This is a genomic window from Bacteriovorax sp. DB6_IX (assembly GCF_000447775.1).
GTDB lineage: Bacteria > Bdellovibrionota > Bacteriovoracia > Bacteriovoracales > Bacteriovoracaceae > Halobacteriovorax_A.
On the sequence record NZ_AUNJ01000174.1, the window covers coordinates 1 to 17744 of the forward strand.

Annotated in this window: 20 protein-coding genes, 1 tRNA gene and 1 pseudogene; 7 read left to right on the forward strand and 15 right to left on the reverse strand. The window is 38.1% G+C overall.

Annotated features, from left to right (window positions below; genetic code table 11):
* The 3 genes from M901_RS05055 to M901_RS05065 all read right to left on the reverse strand — a co-directional run.
* On the reverse strand, positions 1 to 341 hold a 341-nt coding region (locus M901_RS05055; RefSeq protein WP_021277110.1), incomplete at its 3' end, for a hypothetical protein.
* A 34-nt stretch (positions 342 to 375) separates the two neighbouring features.
* The gene (locus M901_RS05060) at positions 376 to 813 is read right to left on the reverse strand and encodes a siderophore-interacting protein (RefSeq protein ID WP_021277128.1); all 438 of its coding nucleotides are present in this window, start codon (positions 811 to 813) and stop codon (positions 376 to 378) included.
* A gap of 49 nt (positions 814 to 862) precedes the next feature.
* Complete coding sequence (locus M901_RS05065; protein ID WP_021277121.1) at positions 863 to 1129, reverse strand: siderophore-interacting protein; 267 nt, start codon at positions 1127 to 1129, stop codon at positions 863 to 865.
* Positions 1130 to 1228: 99 nt separating this feature from the next.
* On the opposite strand from M901_RS05065, the pseudogene map reads away from it, so the two are divergent.
* A pseudogene (map, locus tag M901_RS05070) lies at positions 1229 to 2007 on the forward strand (type I methionyl aminopeptidase).
* 15 nt (positions 2008 to 2022) lie between these two features.
* Here the strand turns inward: map and M901_RS05075 are convergent.
* The 5 genes from M901_RS05075 to M901_RS05095 all read right to left on the reverse strand — a co-directional run bounded on the left by M901_RS05075 (position 2023) and on the right by M901_RS05095 (position 5770).
* Entirely contained in the window at positions 2023 to 2394 is a 372-nt protein-coding gene (locus tag M901_RS05075) for a hypothetical protein (RefSeq protein ID WP_021277116.1), read from the reverse strand.
* A gap of 115 nt (positions 2395 to 2509) precedes the next feature.
* Positions 2510 to 2875 (reverse strand): DUF3347 domain-containing protein, encoded by a 366-nt coding sequence (locus tag M901_RS05080; protein WP_021277106.1) that lies wholly within the window; start codon positions 2873 to 2875, stop codon positions 2510 to 2512.
* Positions 2876 to 2950: 75 nt separating this feature from the next.
* A complete protein-coding gene (locus tag M901_RS05085; RefSeq protein ID WP_021277109.1) occupies positions 2951 to 3253 on the reverse strand; it encodes a lipoprotein in 303 nt (100 codons plus the stop codon).
* Positions 3254 to 3260: 7 nt separating this feature from the next.
* Positions 3261 to 4226: a deoxyhypusine synthase family protein gene (locus M901_RS05090; RefSeq protein ID WP_021277126.1), complete on the reverse strand. Its 966-nt coding sequence runs from the start codon at positions 4224 to 4226 to the stop codon at positions 3261 to 3263.
* An 8-nt stretch (positions 4227 to 4234) separates the two neighbouring features.
* The gene (locus M901_RS05095) at positions 4235 to 5770 is read right to left on the reverse strand and encodes a carbon-nitrogen hydrolase family protein (RefSeq protein WP_021277125.1); all 1536 of its coding nucleotides are present in this window, start codon (positions 5768 to 5770) and stop codon (positions 4235 to 4237) included.
* A gap of 136 nt (positions 5771 to 5906) precedes the next feature.
* Between M901_RS05095 and M901_RS05100 the strand changes: the two genes are divergently transcribed.
* Entirely contained in the window at positions 5907 to 7157 is a 1251-nt protein-coding gene (locus tag M901_RS05100) for a tyrosine/phenylalanine carboxypeptidase domain-containing protein (RefSeq protein WP_021277111.1), read from the forward strand.
* Between the two features lie 125 nt (positions 7158 to 7282).
* Here M901_RS05100 and M901_RS05105 read toward each other — a convergent pair whose 3' ends face one another.
* Positions 7283 to 7552 carry a hypothetical protein gene (locus M901_RS05105; RefSeq protein WP_198295347.1) on the reverse strand — a complete coding sequence of 90 codons (270 nt, stop codon included), beginning with the start codon at positions 7550 to 7552 and terminating at the stop codon, positions 7283 to 7285.
* A gap of 215 nt (positions 7553 to 7767) precedes the next feature.
* Between M901_RS05105 and M901_RS05110 the strand changes: the two genes are divergently transcribed.
* Positions 7768 to 8178, forward strand: a complete 411-nt coding sequence (locus M901_RS05110) for a MauE/DoxX family redox-associated membrane protein (protein WP_021277112.1) — start codon at positions 7768 to 7770, stop codon at positions 8176 to 8178.
* A 1-nt stretch (position 8179) separates the two neighbouring features.
* Here M901_RS05110 and M901_RS05115 read toward each other — a convergent pair whose 3' ends face one another.
* Together M901_RS05115 and M901_RS05120 are read right to left on the reverse strand one after the other, a co-directional pair.
* Positions 8180 to 8683, reverse strand: coding sequence for an Rrf2 family transcriptional regulator (locus tag M901_RS05115; RefSeq protein WP_034720539.1), 504 nt, complete (start codon positions 8681 to 8683; stop codon positions 8180 to 8182).
* A 9-nt stretch (positions 8684 to 8692) separates the two neighbouring features.
* Complete coding sequence (locus tag M901_RS05120) at positions 8693 to 9028, reverse strand: DOPA 4,5-dioxygenase family protein (RefSeq protein ID WP_021277120.1); 336 nt, start codon at positions 9026 to 9028, stop codon at positions 8693 to 8695.
* Positions 9029 to 9166: 138 nt separating this feature from the next.
* On the opposite strand from M901_RS05120, the gene dbpA reads away from it, so the two are divergent.
* Genes dbpA through M901_RS05135 form a run of 3 tightly spaced genes read left to right on the forward strand, consistent with a single transcriptional unit; the run spans position 9167 to position 11788 of the window.
* Entirely contained in the window at positions 9167 to 10546 is a 1380-nt protein-coding gene (dbpA, locus tag M901_RS05125; protein WP_021277124.1) for an ATP-dependent RNA helicase DbpA, read from the forward strand.
* An 11-nt stretch (positions 10547 to 10557) separates the two neighbouring features.
* Positions 10558 to 11292 (forward strand): ABC transporter substrate-binding protein, encoded by a 735-nt coding sequence (locus tag M901_RS05130; RefSeq protein ID WP_021277122.1) that lies wholly within the window; start codon positions 10558 to 10560, stop codon positions 11290 to 11292.
* A gap of 28 nt (positions 11293 to 11320) precedes the next feature.
* Positions 11321 to 11788 (forward strand): YaiI/YqxD family protein, encoded by a 468-nt coding sequence (locus M901_RS05135; protein ID WP_021277114.1) that lies wholly within the window; start codon positions 11321 to 11323, stop codon positions 11786 to 11788.
* A 136-nt stretch (positions 11789 to 11924) separates the two neighbouring features.
* On the opposite strand, the gene M901_RS05140 is transcribed toward M901_RS05135, so the two are convergent.
* A tRNA-Asp gene (locus tag M901_RS05140) sits at positions 11925 to 12001 on the reverse strand.
* Between the two features lie 238 nt (positions 12002 to 12239).
* On the opposite strand from M901_RS05140, the gene M901_RS05145 reads away from it, so the two are divergent.
* Positions 12240 to 13334 (forward strand): SO_0444 family Cu/Zn efflux transporter, encoded by a 1095-nt coding sequence (locus M901_RS05145; protein WP_021277108.1) that lies wholly within the window; start codon positions 12240 to 12242, stop codon positions 13332 to 13334.
* On the opposite strand, the gene M901_RS05150 is transcribed toward M901_RS05145, so the two are convergent.
* From M901_RS05150 to def, 3 genes are all read right to left on the reverse strand, one after another.
* The gene (locus M901_RS05150; RefSeq protein ID WP_021277113.1) at positions 13331 to 15391 is read right to left on the reverse strand and encodes a phosphatidylserine/phosphatidylglycerophosphate/cardiolipin synthase family protein; all 2061 of its coding nucleotides are present in this window, start codon (positions 15389 to 15391) and stop codon (positions 13331 to 13333) included. The two genes, M901_RS05145 and M901_RS05150, sit on opposite strands and share 4 nt — an antisense overlap.
* 100 nt (positions 15392 to 15491) lie before the next feature.
* Positions 15492 to 16772, reverse strand: a complete 1281-nt coding sequence (locus M901_RS05155) for a hypothetical protein (protein ID WP_034720542.1) — start codon at positions 16770 to 16772, stop codon at positions 15492 to 15494.
* Positions 16773 to 16863: 91 nt separating this feature from the next.
* Positions 16864 to 17412: a peptide deformylase gene (gene def, locus M901_RS05160; RefSeq protein WP_021277117.1), complete on the reverse strand. Its 549-nt coding sequence runs from the start codon at positions 17410 to 17412 to the stop codon at positions 16864 to 16866.
* Between the last annotated feature and the right edge of the window lie 332 nt (positions 17413 to 17744).

Below are 17744 nucleotides of genomic sequence, written 5' to 3' on the forward strand. Positions count from 1 at the left end.
CTATTGATATCTGATTTTTGTAAGCTTAGGTCTTCCTGATAGTCAACGTGTGGTATAATTCTTTCTTTGTCGAGTAAGTGAAAATATCTCGGTGTAATGAGAATATCATTTTTTGACTGATTCTTTAGTTCAACATCAAAGATCAAAAGGTCATACTTCCTCTCTTTAAAGGAGATGATACTTTCAATACCTTCAACCTCTATTTGTGATGCTGGTAAGTTATTTCGATATATAATCTTTTCTTTATCCTCAACGCTTGGAGCGTAATCATTTGGAATAAATACAGAACAAGATGTGAGAATAGATATAAATGATAATAAGAGTGTTCGCTTCACTTTCATCGTCTTTCGTCCTTTTCAATAACTTTAGGGGAGCTTAAGAGCTTCGATTTGCTTTCTTTTCTTTCCTGAACTCTTCATCATTCATTCCGCGTTTCCAATAACTTGAAATAAAGACATTGTCTTGGGGAAGTTCTTTTTCTTTAAACAAGAAGTTTCTTAGGGCCATAACCTTATGATGTTCTCCTCCTGCAAAGACAATTGTTTTAGAACTAAGCTCTGTGTAGTTCATTGCGTGTTTTGCGTAGAGATCATCACTATCTTCAGTAATAAACTCGATACTAATTCGACTTCTCGTCGGAAGTTTTTGAATATCTTCGAGAGTTGGAACAAAGATAATCGCCTTACCTGTAGCTGACTCAGGTACAAGATTGAGGTAGGCCCTTACTGCATTGATTGATGTCAGATCACAAAACATAAGATAGTCTGTTTGAGGAAAGTCATAGATCTTTCTTGGACCTGGTCCGGCGAGCACTATTTTGTCTCCTGGTTTTGCATTTTTAGCCCAATTGGTGGCCTGACCTTCATGGAGATTGGCAGCAAAATCTAGTGTGAGTCTCTTTCTTAGTTTTATCGAAGTGAGCAACTGTATAAGACTTCATCTTTGGTCTTTTATCAGAAGCTTCAATCTCTTCTTTTGTTCCTTCTAGAATAACTTTAACATAACCACCTTCTTCATTTTCTGGAAAGTCACTAAAGTCTTCTCCTGTGAGGACGACTCTTTGTAGATGAGGAGTTAATAGGTGTGAAGAGACAACTTCTGCGCTTCTATATTTAGGTGTTTTTTTCATGCAATACCTCTTTGTTTCGTTTATTATTCCATAATAAAGAGATGTTTGGTATACCGAACTCTGTCAAATAATTGTAAAGTTTTGTTCAAAAAGTTGAGGTTGAAGATGGTTTCGTTAAAAACAGAAGAAGATCTAGTTCTTTATCGTAAGACGGGAAAAATTGCTGCGCAGATTTTAACGAGGCTCATCCCTGAAGTAAAAGAAGGTGTCTCAACTTATGATATTGCTAAGCTGGCGGAAAAATGGATTAGGGAAGACTATGATGCTATTCCATCTTCTATTGGACAATATGATTTTAAGTTTGCCTTAAACTCTTCAATCAATAATGTTGTATGTCATGGAGTTCCAAGTAAAGATGAGATCTTTAAAAATGGAGATATCGTCAATCTTGATGTGACTGTTAAGAAACACGGGTTTATTGCTGATACATCTCGTATGTATTTAGTAGGAGAGTGCTCAGAAGAGGCCATTAACTTGTGTAAGGTCACTCAAGAATGTCTCTATAAGGGAATCGAACAAGTAAAGCCTGGAAATACCTTAGGTGATCTGGGATTTTATATTCATCGCCATGCTACTAGAAATAGCTATTCAATTGTAAAAGATTACTGCGGTCATGGAATTGGTAGGGAAATGCATGAAGAGCCTCAAGTTCTTCATTACGGGAAAAAGCGTAAAGGGATGAAGCTTGAAAGGATGGTTTTTACAATTGAACCAATGTCAATCAGGGTGCTGCGGGCATCAAGCATCTTAGCGATAATTGGACTGTTGTGACTCAAGATGGAAAATTATCAGCACAATTTGAACATACTCTCGCTGTAACTGAAAATGGTGTTGAAATCTTAACTTTGAGAGATGAGGAAAGAGAGCTATTCAAATAATAGCTCTCTAGTATTTTATAGCTTTGTAAGCTCTTTTGTATTCATAATGAAAGTTCCGTCTCTATCTGGAGAGAAGACTTTTGCCCTTCCATGCGTATAGATTTCTAAGACAATATTAACTTCGTTATATTTATCCATAACATAATCTTCGACACAAATTTTCGAAAAGCATTCTACACTCTTTCCAAGGTCTTGGTATGGGAATTGATAAGTTCCTGGCCCATGAGAAAGTTGAACCTCTACAAGATTATTTTCCACATCAAATGAAGTTACCCAGCCTGACCAACCATACTGGTCCATAACGAGATCATCAGTACAAAGGTTCTTATAACATTCATTTGCAAATACACCTGTTGTCATCAACAGAAGAAGAATTAGCTTTTTCATAAACATCCTTGTTTAACTACAATAGTTAATTTTAGTATTAACTAAAACTATTTACAAGAATGAGAAGAAAAGTTCTTCTTTATTCTATCGTTTATTTTCCGTCAGTTTAGTCATTTTAGTAACCATAGTAAGGGTTCGTAACAGTCCCAACTTTTTGAATCCACTTAGCCTTGGCCATTGGACATTCGTAAATTGCAAGACCTTGCTTTTTTAAGCTCTCCCCATTTCTAATATAGATTTGAGAAAGCGTTTTAAAAGACTCTCTTAAAGCTTTTATTGAATTTAAGTCTTTGGTACAACCTTGGAACTTAAAGTCTTTAACATAGTGTCCAAGTTCTTTGCTGCAGATTTCTTTCCATACCTCTTTAGCGCTTTGAAAATCATCTGAAGCCAAGGATTGTTGAACTCTAAGATATCTAGTATATGAAAGATCGTGAGCATAGCTCAGCGTTGTTATTAGAATTATCAGTAATGCTTTCATTATTTCTCCATTTCTCAATATACCCTTGGGGGGTATATTAAATCATAGCGATTTTATTCTGATAAGATATTTTTTTTACTGGATTTTGTCGACAAGTAGCTGTCCACGAAGACCAAGAGATGTTCTAAGTTGCTGAATTTGTAAGGAGTACGTTTCTCCGTTTTCCTTATAGAGGAATTGGTTTTGTTGCTGACGCTTCTTAGATTTTCGAAAGATTGTAAGAGATTTGCTTAGATCGCTCTTCATTTTAAGACAGATATGACCTGGAATATCACTTCGACTTTCCTCGACACTATAGTGAGAAAAAGCGCTAGGAAGAGAGACTTCACAGGCCATACTTGTTGCTAAAATATTTAAAAGAAAAAGTACTTTATACATTATTAAGTTATTGCTCCAAGATAATTGCAAAGATCAAGGGTGCCACAATACTAGCATCTGATTCAATCATATATTTTGGTGTCTTCTCTGTCAGCTTTCCCCATGTTATTTTTTCGTTAGGGACAGCTCCAGAATAAGAGCCATAACTAGTTGTTGAATCTGATATTTGGCAAAAATATGACCAATAAGGTACTTCTCTTTCTAGGTCTTGATTAAGCATTGGAACAACACAGATCGGGAAATCTCCAGCAATTCCTCCACCAATTTGGAAAAAGCCAACGGAAGACTGTTGAGTATTCTCTTCGTACCATTTGGCAAGAAAGACCATGTACTCAATACCACTTTTAACAAGTGACGTTTCGAGCTCTCCTGTTAAGCAGTAGCTCGCAAAAATATTTCCGATCGTAGAGTCTTCCCATCCAGGAACAACAATTGGAATATTCTTTTCAGCAGCGGCCAGCATCCATGAATTCTTAGGGTCAATCTCATAATATTGTTCTAGCTCTCCCGAAAGAAGCATTTTGTACATATACTCATGAGGAAAGAAGCGCTCTTTATTTGTAGCTGCCTTTTCCCAGTGAGAGAGTAGGTGCTTTTGAAGCTTTCTAAAGGCTTCTTCTTCCGGGATACAAGTATCAGTGACTCTGTTGAAACCTTGATCAAGTAATTCTTGTTCTTCTTTAGGTGAAAGATCTCTGTAATTTGGAACTCTCTTGTAGCTCTTATGGGCCACGAGGTTCATGATATCTTCTTCAAGGTTAGCACCTGTACACGAAATAATATCAACCTTACCTTGGCGGATCATTTCGGCAAAACTAATTCCTAGTTCTGCTGTGCTCATAGCACCAGCTAGGGTTACCATCATTTTATTTCCGGCAACTTTTTGGGCCTTGTACCCCTCGGCTGCATCGATTAGAGATGCGGCATTGAAGTGTTTAAAATTCTTCTTTAAAAAATCTGTAATTACAGTCATACAAACCTCTACTTATGCCACTTAACAGAATATAAGTCGTGACGTCTGTCTTTTAGGTTTTGAACCGCTCCATGGGATCTGGCCTCTAATAGGACATCTGTTCTTACATCAGCAATGGTCACCATTTCTACATTGGGTGTTGCCTCGGCAGCAATACCATCCTTTGCAAATGAAAAATCACACGGAGTAAATATAGCACTTTGTGCGTATTGGATATCTAAATTTTTAACGCGAGGCAGGTTTCCTACATTCCCGGCCATCGCGACGTAGATTTGATTCTCAATGGCCCTTGCTTGGCTACAATAGCGAACTCTGCAATAACCTTGTCTATTATCAGTTAGGAAGGGAACAAAGAGGATTTGCATCCCTTGGTTGACGAGGTGGCGAGTAAGTTCAGGGAACTCACTATCATAACAGATGAGAACCCCTATTGGGCCGCAGTCTGTATCGATAACCTTAACTTGTTCACCACCTTCAATCTTCCACCAGTAACGCTCATCTGGAGTAGGGTGGATCTTTGATTGCTCATGGATACGACCATCCCTTAGACAGATATATGAGATATTTCTAATGCTCCCTTCAACTTCTGTAGGGTGAGATCCTGCGATGATATTCACATTGTAAGCGATTGAGAGTTTGTGGAAGAGGTCCTTGATCCTTTCCGTATACTTTGTCATATGCTTAATTGCGATATCCGGAGCAACCTCTTCATTTTCAATGGATAAGAGTTGCATGGTAAAAAGCTCTGGAAAGAGGAGAAAGTCTGCCTTATAGTCTCCGGCCACATCGACATAGTATTCAACAATTTTTGCAAATTCTTCAAAGCTCTCAACAGCACGTTGCTTGTACTGAACACAGACGATACGGACAGAGTTTTGGCGAAAAGGCTTATCTTTTTCTGTGAAGACGGCCTTGTACTCAGGATTGTCCCATTTGAGATGAACTCCATAGCCCATACTTGCATAGTCCTGGGGAAGGTAGTTTTTGAGAACCCCAATAATTTCAAAACCACGACGTAGATGGAAGCCTAGAGTCGGATCGCTAATCTCTTTAGTTTTAACTTTTTCTACGTATTCTTCGACACCCTGGACCTTACCTTTTTTCTTGTGAAAGTTAGGGATTCTTCCTGCAAAGACGATACCTTTTAATTGATAGAATTGTACGAGTCTCTTTCTCGCGTTATAGATTCTTTGGCCGATTCTAAGGCCTCTAAGCCCTGGGACCACACAAGTTTCATAACCGTAGAGATATTCTCCATCGTCATCATGAGTTGAGGCGAATCCCCCTGCGGTAATTTGATTCCAAGTATGTTTTCCTAAGGCTTTCTTTTCGCTAATAATTAAGCTTGCTGAGTAGGCTATGATCTTCTTATTCTTTGTGACAACAAAGCAGCCTTCTGGAAAGTTGGTGATTTGTCCTCTAAGCATATCCTCTGAGTAAGTTCCCAGGTCTCCATAAGCGACTTCAACGACATCAATAATTTCCTTCATATCGTCAATCGTTGCGTTTCTAATTTCGATGATATCTTTTTGTTTCTCTGCCATGATTTCCTCTGCAAAAAAGTATTACTTTATAAATTTAAACACAAATCCGGTCTTCAACAACAAGAAAGGTCGGAGATAGGTCATTTTTCTTCTTTTCTTTGCTTTGAGATTCTCGAGATTTGGCAGATAATAAACTATGCAAAAAATGTCACTCTTAGCAATTAATAAGAAAGCAATAAAGGTTATAAAAACCATTCGTGTTCTTGAAAAGATTTCGTGGCCCTCTCATATTGAGAAAGAGTTCTTTGATTCAATTCAAAAAAAGAAGAAGAAAAAACTGACGTTTGAATATCAAAAAGATGATTATAGTGAAAAGATTGCGACATTAACTTCTTTGCTACCTCACTTATCAAAGGAAAATCCTCTTCATATCTACACGGCTAAGACTATCGAAAGTTATATCAATGCAATGGTGATGTTAAGTAGTGTCGGAAAGAAGAGATTTCAAGAAATAAGTATTGAAGAATATGGAATGCCAAGGCATAAGCTTTTTGGGACAGATTACTCGCACTTGAACACAGCTGAAAACTTCTTAGAATCATTCCATGACTATGACCATCCTTATGTTAAAGAGGATATTCGTCAACGTGGAGCTAGAGAGCTCAAGGAATTTCTGGAAAGGGAAACACAGAAAGTTTTAGGAAAAGATTCTCCTAAATTTACGGTGAGTCGCCAAATTGTTTCTAAGGCCGCGGCCGGTTTAAAGAAAATTAGAATAAGGCATGACTCCCTTTTTAACTCTGTTGATTTTAAAAACCTTCTCATTCATGAAGTCTTTACCCATACATTAACAGCAGTAAATGGACGCTACCAAAAAGAATTGCCCTTACTTGGATATGGAGCACCGAGAACGACGAAAACTCAAGAGGGGCTTGCGACTTTCTCAGAAGCTGTCACTGGGCTCTTAGATTTAAATCGTTTGAAAAGAATATCTTTAAGAGTTATGGCCATTGACCTTGCCCTTGATGGAGCTGACATCTATGATCTCTATGATTTCTTTAAGAGTAAGGGACAAAGCGATAGAGAGAGTTATCTTTCTTCAAGTCGGATTTTAAGAGGAGGTTTTCCAAAAGGTGGAATTGCCTTTACTAAGGACGGCGTCTATCTCGAAGGGCTTATTCGAGTACATAGCTTTTTTAGGTGGGCCTTTAAAACTCAAAACCTCGACTTAGTCCATTTACTCTTTATTGGACGTTTAGATATAAACGATATTTTTCTTTTAAAAGAGAGTTATGAGCAAGGACTCCTTAGGGCTCCTCAGTATTTACCAGATTGGTATAAGCATACAAATTTACTTGCTGGTAAAATGGCCTTCTCACTTATACTTAATGATATTTGCTTAAAGAGTGTTGAAAGCCATTATGAGAATAAGTTTTTAATTCGCTAATTCCTTTGTTTTCCCTATGATCGAATGACAAGGACAAGCGGGTCCATGAACAAAGTAGTAAGAAAGAATTGGAATTGATCCCAAGTATAATCCTGCAAGAATGAAGAAAATGGTCTTTATCAAATTCATACAAATTTCTCTTTCTTGAGAAGAATAAATAAGATTGCCATCACAATAGTCGGTGCATAGACAAGAGGGAAGTCCATATAGAGATGTTCAAAAGCAACAAGTCCTCTTAATGTGTCAAAGAGATGCACAACCACATGGCCTAGTGAGAAAAGAGTCATTAGAGCATGAATATCTTCTCTTTTGCTTTTATCAACAAAGGCCTTTGCACTTAAAACTCCAAAGATTGTGTAGAGGCAGCCAAGGTCTCTAATAAAATGTTCATTCATAGGGCCAAAATCAGAGACTCGGCCAGGGAGATATAAATACCAACTTTTAGGATGGATCAACATCCAAAGTCCATTAATTAAATTTCCGATACTTAAGAAAGAGAAAAAGATTTTCCATCGTATTTCATTTGTCATTTTTACCTCTAGTTATTAAATTATTGCTAATTTTTAATTAAGGATATAAAATGTCCTTAATTAAATCAAGAGGAGTTTATATGTTAAAAATATTTTCAATCATGTCTCGCATTCTCTTAGGGCTCACTTATCTTTGGGTTGTTGGCGATCGTCTCGGTCTTTTAGGGGAAGCGGGAAATATGGGAGTTGTTTGGGGAAACTTTCAAAGTTTTCTTGATTATACAGCGACTTTAAATCCGTGGTTTCCACGAGGACTATCAGACTTCTTGGGCTACTTAGTAACGGGAATCGAAATTATTCTAGGGGTTATGTTTTTGATTGGCATGAGGCTTCGCTTGGTTTCTTTGGCCAGCTTAGGACTCTTAATTATCTTTACTCTAAGTATGCTTCTATCTTTAGGATGGTCGAGTGCTTATGATTTTATCATCTTCACTTTGGTTCTAGCTTCGCTATCACTGGGAATTTGGAAAATAGAAAGAGTACAATCGTAAATTAGAAAATTTCGTTCTCTATCCATTGTTGAGAAAGAGACATGATCTCTTCGCTCACTTGGTCATCGACATCGAGAATTAACTCAGAGAGCATTTTTTCGCTAAGCACTTTTCTCCAGGCCTCATCTGCTTGAAGCATTGTTCTGGCCACGGCGCAGATTGTTCCTTTCTTCGTTTCTTTTTTCATCTCTTTGTTTTGTAGGCAAGGGTTATTGAAACGAATCTCTTGGCAGTTGAAGGTCCTCTTTCTTCCTTCAATTGCCTCGACAATTTCGAGTAGACTTATTTTCGAGGGACTTCTTGCTATTCTATAGCCGCCCTTTGGGCCGAGAGTTCCTTCGATAAGATTTGCCGAGGCAAGGGCCTGCATGGCCTTAGATAAATACTCTTTTGGAATTCCATGAAACTTTGCAAGAACTTTGGTTGGAATATAAATACCATCGGGAACTCTCGCTAGAAGTTCCATACAATGTAATCCCCATTCTACCTGATTTCCTAGTTTCATAAGTTTATCCTAGCGAAATATCTCTGTTTTCAATTGATACTCTCTTCCAAGCCAAACAGTGTGCTCAGTATGGTCTCTTAAGTCGTCACCTGTATTTGGGTGGATAAAGAGAGAGAGTCCTTGGCGGTTTTCAAAGAAGTATTCCATCATCTCAGAAAACTGCTCTCGTTCAACTGTCACTTGGCATGAACCTTCCGGGTGTGGTCCGACTGGTTTTTCCCAAATTCGTCCAATTGGAATGCCTGGCTTGTCTTTGGAAAGTTTATTGAGTACCTCAGTCGCTTTTGCAATTTGTTCTTCTTCAAGTGCGTAGTAGAGGTGGAAATGGTAGTTTTCAATATTCATATAATGCCTTTATTGGGGCCATTTTAGTTAGTGGAGCGACTATGGTCAAGAATAGATCATCTCTAGGTTTGACATAGTGTGCAAAAAAAGAGAGTTATAGGTATTGATCAACTACCAATTCCAAAGAAGAAGCCATAAATGAGTAATAAATTTGAAAGCTTAAGTCTAGATCCTAGACTAATCAAGAATCTCAACGACTTGAATTTTAGTTCAATGACTCCAATTCAAGAAAAGTCCCTACCACTAATTTTAGAGGGGAGCGATGTTATTGCTCAGGCCAAAACAGGAAGTGGTAAAACTGTGGCCTTTGGTCTCGGTGCTTTAAATGATATTGATATCAAACAAACACGTCCACAGGTATTAATTCTTTGTCCTACGAGAGAGCTTGCTGAACAAGTGGCCAAGGAAATGAGAATGGTGGCCAGAACTATTCCTAATGTCAAAATTCTCACGATTACAGGTGGAAAGTCTGAGTACCATCAAAGTAAATCTCTTTCTCACGGAGCTCATGTTATTGTTGGGACTCCTGGGAGAGTTCTCAAGCTCCTTAGAAAGAAAGTCTTAAACTTAGATTTTGTGAATTATTATATTTTAGATGAGGCAGATCGTATGCTCGATATGGGCTTCAGTGAGGATATTTTTAAAATATCTTCTTTTGTTCCAGCTGATCGCCAAACACTACTTTTCTCGGCCACTTTCCCACAAGATATTGAAGAGCTTAGCTCTGAACTTCAAAATGATGCCATCAAGGTTAGTGTTGATGTCACTCACAATGAGAGCATGATTAAAGAAGAATTCATTGAGTTGGAATCTCACAAGGATAAGATGAATGCTCTTGAGGCCGCCCTTGCTAACTATCAATCTGAAAGGTTCATCATCTTTTGCAAGACGAAGAGAATCTGTGATGATGTCGCTGATGAACTCTATGAAAATGGGGTTGTCGTTTCATCTATTCACAGTGATCTTGAACAAAACGAGAGAACAGCTGTCTTAACAATGTTCTCAAATAGAAGTCTTTCGGGAATTGTTGCAACAGATGTGGCCGCGAGGGGGATAGATATTAAAGATCTCGACCTTGTCGTGAACTTTGATCTCCCGAATGATCCAGAAGTATATGTTCACAGGATTGGAAGAACAGGGCGTGCTGGAAACGAGGGACACGCGGTGAGTTTTCTAACTCAAAATGAAACTGATAAGATCCAAAGAATTGAAGAGTATCAAAATAAAGAACATGAACTCAAGGGAGTTGAGATTTTCGACTCTCAAAAAGAATATAAAGTAAGGCCAGAGATGAGCTCAATTTATATTAGTGGTGGAAAGAAAGACAAGTTGAGGCCTGGCGATATTGTTGGTGCAATCGTAGGTGAATCTGGCATTGATTTTAAGGATATTGGAGATATTTCAATAACTAATGTGATGAGTTATGTCGCAATTAAGTCAGAGCATGTTAAACTAGTATGCAAGAAACTCAATGAAGGACGAATCAAGAATAGACGCTTTAGAGTCGGGATTTTATAGAGGGGAGTTCTTTGCGCATCCAGCTTATTTTACTATTTCTATTTCTCCAATTGCCCGTTTTCGGTAAGAGCTATCGCTTCGTCGGAACGAACTTCCCAAAGATTGTTGAAAAATCTGAAAATGGAAAAGTTAGTGGTTTGGGTGTTGAAATTGTACAACTGATTTGCAAACGACTAAATGTTAAGGCCACGATTCATCTCTATCCCCTTAAACGAGCTCTTGAAATGATTAAATCTGGTGATGCTGATGTTATCATTGGACCATACCGTTCACAGCGACGTTCAAAATTTATCGACTACACAAATTTTCATTTCTACGAGGATATTTTGCGCTTCTATTCGCTAAAAGATTCTCACTACTCTTGGACAGGAGAAGTTTCTAAGCTAAAGGGATTAAAGATTGGCGCAATTAGAGGTTGGAGTATAGGGGACCGACTAGAAAAGAATTTGTCAGATTTTTATCTCGTACGAGTCAACTTCATTGATCAACTCTTCTTAATGCTATCTCGTCATAGACTTGAATTAGTTATCATGCACGAAAGAGCATTATCTCAGTTCTACACAAAAGATGAGATCAGTAAGAACTTCAAGGCCCATTCCCCGGCCATTATTTCCAATAAAGGCTACTTTGGTTTTTCAAAGGCCATAAAGCATGATGATTTCAAGAAGCAGTTTGAATCTGAATTCAAAAAGCTTGAGAAAGAAGGGGTCATCAGAGATTTAAAGAAGAAGTACTCACTGCTTTAGCTTATCAAGGGATTTAAATTAAATAATTATGGAAAAGAATGAAACAAAAATTTGGATTGATGCTGATGCTTGCCCTAAGGCCGTTAAAGAGGTTGTCTTTAAATTTTCAGCGAGATTAAAAATTAAAGTCATTCTCGTCGCAAACTCGTATATGAATATTCCTTTCAATGAATATGTGGAGTTTGTGAAAGTTGATAGTGGAGCTGACGTTGCAGATAAGTACATCGCCGAACATGCCGATATCGCTGACCTTGTTATTACCGCCGATATTCCCCTTGCCAGTGATATTGTCAACAAAGGAGCCCTCGCGATCAACCCAAGAGGAGAGCTCTATGATGAAGAAAATATTAGCGAGCGACTTTCTATGCGCGATTTTATGAAAGATCTACGCGATAATGGCCTCGTAACTGGTGGCCCTGAATCCTATAGTGACAAAAACAAAATTGATTTCACAAATTCATTACATAAAATTCTAACTAGGAAAGGTTATAAGTAGAATTGTAGATGAGCTTACTCTTAATGCTTGTAATCTTGCTATTAATCCTTCTCGTAGCGAAAAAAGGCAAAAAAAAACCAGAGTGGGTTAACTCTGGTTTAGATATCTAAAGTTCCGAAGAACGTTTAAATTAAAATGGCGGGAGTGAAGGGACTCGAACCCTCGGCCTTCTGCGTGACAGGCAGACGTTATAACCAACTTAACTACACCCCCGTGCTTTGGTAAAAATAACTATAGGGAAGTGAGGGGTAAACGTCAATACCTTTTTTGAAAAAAAGTGCAAAAAATGAAAAAAAAGATTGTCTTTAAATGAAAAATACTGAGTTGCGATGCGTGGTATTTACTTCTGATATTTGCTTATCCCTTATGGGAAGGGGGCTTGGAATTCTCGCTGTCTTATTGTAATTAAAATGCTATCGTTATTAAGGCAAATTAGCGAAGGAATCATTATATGGAGTTTTTGTTAGCTCTTTGGAAATATACGTTGACGGCTGCGCCGTTTCTTATGCTAGGACTTTTTGTTTCGGGTCTAATTCACGTTTTTGTTTCTACGGATAGGATTAAGAAGTCTCTTGGTGGAAAAGGAATAATGGGAGTTCTTAAGGCTTCCTTCTTCGGTATTCCTCTACCTCTTTGTAGCTGTGCTGTTGTTCCAACGGCCGTAACCCTAAAGAAGAATGGGGCTTCCAATAGTGCAACTTCTTCTTTTCTCATCTCCACTCCTGAATCGGGTGTTGATTCTATTGCTATGACTTATGGGATGATGGATCTTCCAATGACGATTATCAGGCCTGTTGCCGCGTTCTTGTCGGCCTTTGCTGCTGGTGTTTTACAGATTCTCTTTAATTCTAAAGACTCTGAAGAGACGGCTTCTAAAAATGCTCAAGAAGTTACTTCTTGTTGTGGTCCAAAGAAATCATGTTCTTCTGAAAAGACTGAGAAAGAAAGCTTTGCTTCTAAAGTCAGTCGAGTATTTAAGTTTTCATTTTTTGAATTAATCGATGATTTTGCTTTCTGGCTGACATTAGGGATTGTTGCTGGTGCCTTTATCGACTTTATTGTGCCACCTAACTTCTTTGAAAGTCTAAGTGGATGGACTGGGAAGTTGATTATTTTGGGGATTGGAATTCCCCTCTATATTTGTGCTTCGGCCACGACGCCAATTGCAGCATCTCTTGTTATGAAGGGAATGAGTCCTGGAACGTCATTACTTATTCTGCTTGTTGGACCGGCAACAAATGTTTCAAATCTCTTAGTTATTGCTCAGTATATTGGAAAGAAAGGAGTCATTCTTAATATCATTGCTATTGCAGCGGTAGCTCTTGGCCTTTCATTTGTTGTGGACTATCTCTATGTGAGTTTTGCGTGGCCTTTGAATTTTAATATTCACGAGCATGCCCATGCTCATAGTTCTTGGCTTGAGCTTAGCCTGACAATTGCCTTTATTATGTTACTTGGAAAGTCCCTCCTGATGAAGGAACTTCCCAAGCTAATAAATAAACTAAAACCTAATAAAGAAGTTAAAAGTTCTGGGTGTTGTGGTTAGAAGCGCTTTTCTAACTCGTCCTTAGCTCTTAATATTTTTGATAGAATCGAGTTGAGTAAAGAAGAGGTCTTCTTATCTAGGTGGTTTCCTAGAACGTTGGCCTCGAAGTTCTCGATATCAAGTTTTTCCATTTTCTCCGCATCTCGCCAATCTTTAGAAAAGCGTGAATCGAATGCGGCGACTTCTTTTTTGTCAAAGACCTGAGCCCCAAACTCCCTAAATGAACCTTGAAGTGTGTCCGGGTTAATATTTGAAGAACCTCCGAGAACAACCTTTCCATCTACCGAGGTAATCTTTCTGTGGTTTTCTTGGTGATACTCTTTCTTTGTTCCATCAGGGAAGTGAGCTTCAATACCATATGTTTTTCTCGCTCTTACATCAATTCCTGCATCAACTAATTCCTTCACAAAAATTGTATTTGGAAGACCATTCATTCCAAAGTTACCATTGTGGTCGATAACAAGCTTGATATCGAGGTCTGGGTTTTGGGATTTCTTTTTAATTAATGCATTAACAATATAAGCATCGTAGAGGAATAACTGTTCCATATAGATATTCTTCTGTGCGTTCATAATCATATCGACAAGCATATTTCTAACATTTTTAATAGTACCGTCAACATCGGCCTCTGCAATTCTTACGGTACTATTTCCATTGTAGCGATACTCTTTCTTTGTGATCTTAATTTGATCTAGTAGTTCCTTTTTACGAGGAAGGTAAGCCTTGTTATCAAGCCCCAGCTCCTTGTAGTAGAAACGGCTAAGTTCAAACTTGTCTTCAGTTAAAGCAGCTTCAATATCTCTATAGTAAGACGCTTGAACAAGTCCTGCTGCAGGCCCTGTCACATAGACGGCATCATCGTAGTAGTAACCACCACTATGGTCAGTCCAGTTTTTAGAACCAAAATAGGCCTCAGCATCATCATAGTTACCATCAACGACGATAACTTTAGAGTGGTCAATTTTAGACTCGTAATAAGTATTTCCACCTTCAAAGTACTTGAACGATTCAGGTGTTTTTGGAATCAACTCTGTAATCCCAAACGGAATCCCCGGTGGGTGACGTTGAATATTCGCCTGTAGAAGTGAAACAGACTTTTTAAGAACAGGCTCTTCCTCAATACGTTTTTGGATATATTGAAAAATTGGGACCATTTCTTCAACCATATTATAGTTTGTTGCATAGTCGTGGAGAATCATAACTCTAAAGTCTGGATTCGCTTTAACTTTCTTAATGGTCTCATCTAAGAGGTACTCAGATAATGTTGCCCCAAGAGTTCCTCCAAAAAGGAAGATGTCGATGAAAACAGACTTCTCGGCCCTGTCTATCATCTCTCTGATTCTCATGTAGATTGGGTCTTCTTGGAAAACGATATTCCCAGAAGGATCATCCTTTGTCGGCATCTTTACATAAGGAGCATCAAAATCTAATTTTCCCCCAGCAAAGATAACTCTATCATTGAACCAGTCGATTCTTTCGAGTGAACGATCATTCTCAGAGACAATTTCTGATTTATTACCTGGAATAAAACCAACCGCTGACAGCGAGTAGGGAGCAATTCCTGGAACAGCTTTCTCTATATTTGCGGCAATGATTGTGTCATTGCTAACGGCAGAAATAAAAGCTTCGTCGTCTGAAATTTTGGCCAATGAATTTGCAACTCTTCTCAATTTATTAAAATGTAATGAGATATTATTACTATTAACTGAGCTATCACCAATAATCCTCTGGAGTTCTTTTTGGGCCAGTTGCTTGCCTTGGGGACTTGTTAGAGGGTTATCAATATGGTCTCTAAGAATAAAAGTCTTATAAACCATATAGTAGTGGAGAACGTCAGAGACATTGCCTTCTTTTTTATTGATGTGGCGCCAGTGCACGAGGGCCCTCGCAATTTTATCAGGAAAAATACTATCAACTTCCTTAATAAACTTTAAGATAGGCTTTTTCTTTTTGAAGGACATTCGATCAATGCTCTTTAAAAAAGTCGTCTTGTGGGCAAAGTCTCTTTGTCCAAATACGGACTTATAGTTATCAAGAAGGACCTTTTGTGAAAGCATCCTATCTTGATATTGAAACTTGAGCCAAAGACTGTTGATGTAAGTAATGCTGCAAGTACTAATTTAGAATTAAACTTCATATGATTCTCTTTGTTATCATTTATATCTTTTTACTTTCGATTAACTGTTCAAGCTTTAAAGCTTCTATGAACTCTTCTTTCTTCTTTTTTAGAAGAACATTCTTAACTTTCTGCGAGATTTGAGAATTCGCTGAAGCTGAGTGAGAGTTTGTTGAGAAGCTCGATTTCCAAGAGAATTTCTTATCTTCAAAATCATAAACAAGCTTTTTAATTTTCGTTTTAAAAGATGTTGAAGGACCTGGACCGTTGTAATCACCCTCAACATAGAGATCTGCTGTCCTTATATCATTGCTCTTTTTAAGTACAGAGAAGATTCTTTTAATGAGATTGTCATGAGACTTATCAAGAGAAACAACTTCTCCAAAGTGTACAACAACCTTATCTTTTACTGGCATTAGATTCGCTAAGTTATACTTATAAATAACATCAACTGTGACATAGGCATTTTCGTGATTCTTTCTCTTTTTAAAATGTGTTGACTTCCCCTTGATGCGAGATGAAGTTACAAGAGGTGCGATTTCAAGATCAGATGGGTTATTTACCCTATAGTACTTTCTAAATCTGATCTGTCCTTTGACAGCGTTCTGTTTAGTTCTAGGAATCGGTTGTGTGATTCTCCAATTTGTATCAAGAACTTCTGCAGAGATAGTAATGGCACCACCTACGTATTGAAAGAGATGTCCTGTACTCGGTATATTTGTAGCAAGAACCTTTTCTGGAAGTGTTTGTTCAATATTATTAAGAGACTTAAAAAGCTCTCCCTTCGAACCTAAGTGTACAAGCTGGTTTGAAGCGAGTTCTTCTTTGTAGTCTGTATTGCGAATATTTCTTGGTGCAAAACTAAAGTCGATTTCAAAGTTTGAATCAATTAGTTTTACGGCTTTAATGGTATATACAAACTTTGCTAAAAACTCTTTCGTAATAAACTTATAAGCTTCAGTTGGAAGTTTCTTATCGCCCTTGGCATTATTATTCATTATTTCAACGAATGTTTTCTTGAGACCATCTTCAAGTGCGCGCTTACCATTTTTGGCAAAATATTTCTCACCCTTATCTGTCCAGAAATCAACATCAAGATCATAGTTCACATAACCATTAAAGGTGTCGTGCTGAAAATAATCTGTCATTACTTCAAGGGCCGGTAGTTTTTCAGCAATCGATGCTGGGCCTCTTTCTTTTAACTGATTCTGATAATAAGGTCCTGGTTCAGGTCTAAGAAATTTGTCATAAGCGACATAGTTTACATAGACGACAGCAACCAGTAGGGCTGACCACTTCAATTGTTCTAATGGTTTCAACATACTTCTCCAGTTAGAGTTAGTTCTCTACAAGGACGTATCGGAAACCGAGAAATATAATTGAGTTTTTTAGTCTGTTAAGCTTGAAAATCAGCTAGTTAGAGACTTCTTTGGCCAGCCAAAACTGCTCAAATTCTTCGTTATACATAAGCTTTGAAATATCTGAGACCTTGTCCACATAGAGTGTTCCAAAGAGGTGGTCTAGCTCATGTTGAAAGACTGTCGCAAGAAATCCTTCTACTTCAAGGCTCTGTGCTTTGGCATGCTGATCTAGAAAGTCTATTCGAACTTTTCTTGGTCTTTGAACGAAGCCACGAAGGCCTGGGACAGAGAGGCAACCCTCCCAAAAGCCCTGAAGTTCGTGGTCAATGATTGTAATCTTAGGATTGAAGATAACGTAGAGTGGAGTTGATTCGGCTTCTTCGTAGCGAGTCTGGTCAGCATCGATTGAAATGATGGCCATCTGTTTTGAGATTCCTATTTGAGGAGCCGCTATACCGATTCCGCCCTCAGCTTCCATCGTATCAATCATATCTTGGAGAAGTTCCTCAGTCTCAGGAGAGAGGATTTCTTCATGACTCATTGGTTTCGCTAATTCTCTAAGGACAGGGTGTCCCATTCTCGTGACCTTCTTAACTGCCATTTATCACTCCATTTTTCTAGTCATTCTACTATGATTTCCTCTGGAAAAGTCATGAAAAGACAAGCTGTGGAGTGATTTTTATAAACGCAGTGAGTCTAATGTTGTCTATTAGGTTCACCTAAGTATCTGATTTAGCTTTATAAGCTTTGGCCCATATAAAAATATTGATTTTGTTTTTGCTATGGTGTGCCTAATGCGATATGTAATGAGCGAAAACACAGTGAACAAGCATACTTGGAGAGAAAATGAAAAGAATCTTTACGATATTACTGGTACTTTTTCTAGTTCTGACTTTGCTAAAGACTACTGGCTTCTATGCCCTTTTTTTCACC

Coding starts and splice junctions, on each gene's coding strand:
- M901_RS05065 (WP_021277121.1), bottom strand. CDS start 1,129: ATGAAAAAAACACCTAAATATAGAAGCGCAGAAGTTGTCTCTTCACAC.
- M901_RS05075 (WP_021277116.1), bottom strand. CDS start 2,394: ATGAAAAAGCTAATTCTTCTTCTGTTGATGACAACAGGTGTATTTGCA.
- M901_RS05080 (WP_021277106.1), bottom strand. CDS start 2,875: ATGAAAGCATTACTGATAATTCTAATAACAACGCTGAGCTATGCTCAC.
- M901_RS05085 (WP_021277109.1), bottom strand. CDS start 3,253: ATGTATAAAGTACTTTTTCTTTTAAATATTTTAGCAACAAGTATGGCC.
- M901_RS05090 (WP_021277126.1), bottom strand. CDS start 4,226: ATGACTGTAATTACAGATTTTTTAAAGAAGAATTTTAAACACTTCAAT.
- M901_RS05095 (WP_021277125.1), bottom strand. CDS start 5,770: ATGGCAGAGAAACAAAAAGATATCATCGAAATTAGAAACGCAACGATT.
- M901_RS05100 (WP_021277111.1), top strand. CDS start 5,907: ATGCAAAAAATGTCACTCTTAGCAATTAATAAGAAAGCAATAAAGGTT.
- M901_RS05105 (WP_198295347.1), bottom strand. CDS start 7,552: ATGAATGAACATTTTATTAGAGACCTTGGCTGCCTCTACACAATCTTT.
- M901_RS05110 (WP_021277112.1), top strand. CDS start 7,768: ATGTTAAAAATATTTTCAATCATGTCTCGCATTCTCTTAGGGCTCACT.
- M901_RS05115 (WP_034720539.1), bottom strand. CDS start 8,683: ATGAAACTAGGAAATCAGGTAGAATGGGGATTACATTGTATGGAACTT.
- M901_RS05120 (WP_021277120.1), bottom strand. CDS start 9,028: ATGAATATTGAAAACTACCATTTCCACCTCTACTACGCACTTGAAGAA.
- dbpA (WP_021277124.1), top strand. CDS start 9,167: ATGAGTAATAAATTTGAAAGCTTAAGTCTAGATCCTAGACTAATCAAG.
- M901_RS05135 (WP_021277114.1), top strand. CDS start 11,321: ATGGAAAAGAATGAAACAAAAATTTGGATTGATGCTGATGCTTGCCCT.
- M901_RS05145 (WP_021277108.1), top strand. CDS start 12,240: ATGGAGTTTTTGTTAGCTCTTTGGAAATATACGTTGACGGCTGCGCCG.
- M901_RS05150 (WP_021277113.1), bottom strand. CDS start 15,391: ATGCTTTCACAAAAGGTCCTTCTTGATAACTATAAGTCCGTATTTGGA.
- M901_RS05155 (WP_034720542.1), bottom strand. CDS start 16,772: ATGTTGAAACCATTAGAACAATTGAAGTGGTCAGCCCTACTGGTTGCT.
- def (WP_021277117.1), bottom strand. CDS start 17,412: ATGGCAGTTAAGAAGGTCACGAGAATGGGACACCCTGTCCTTAGAGAA.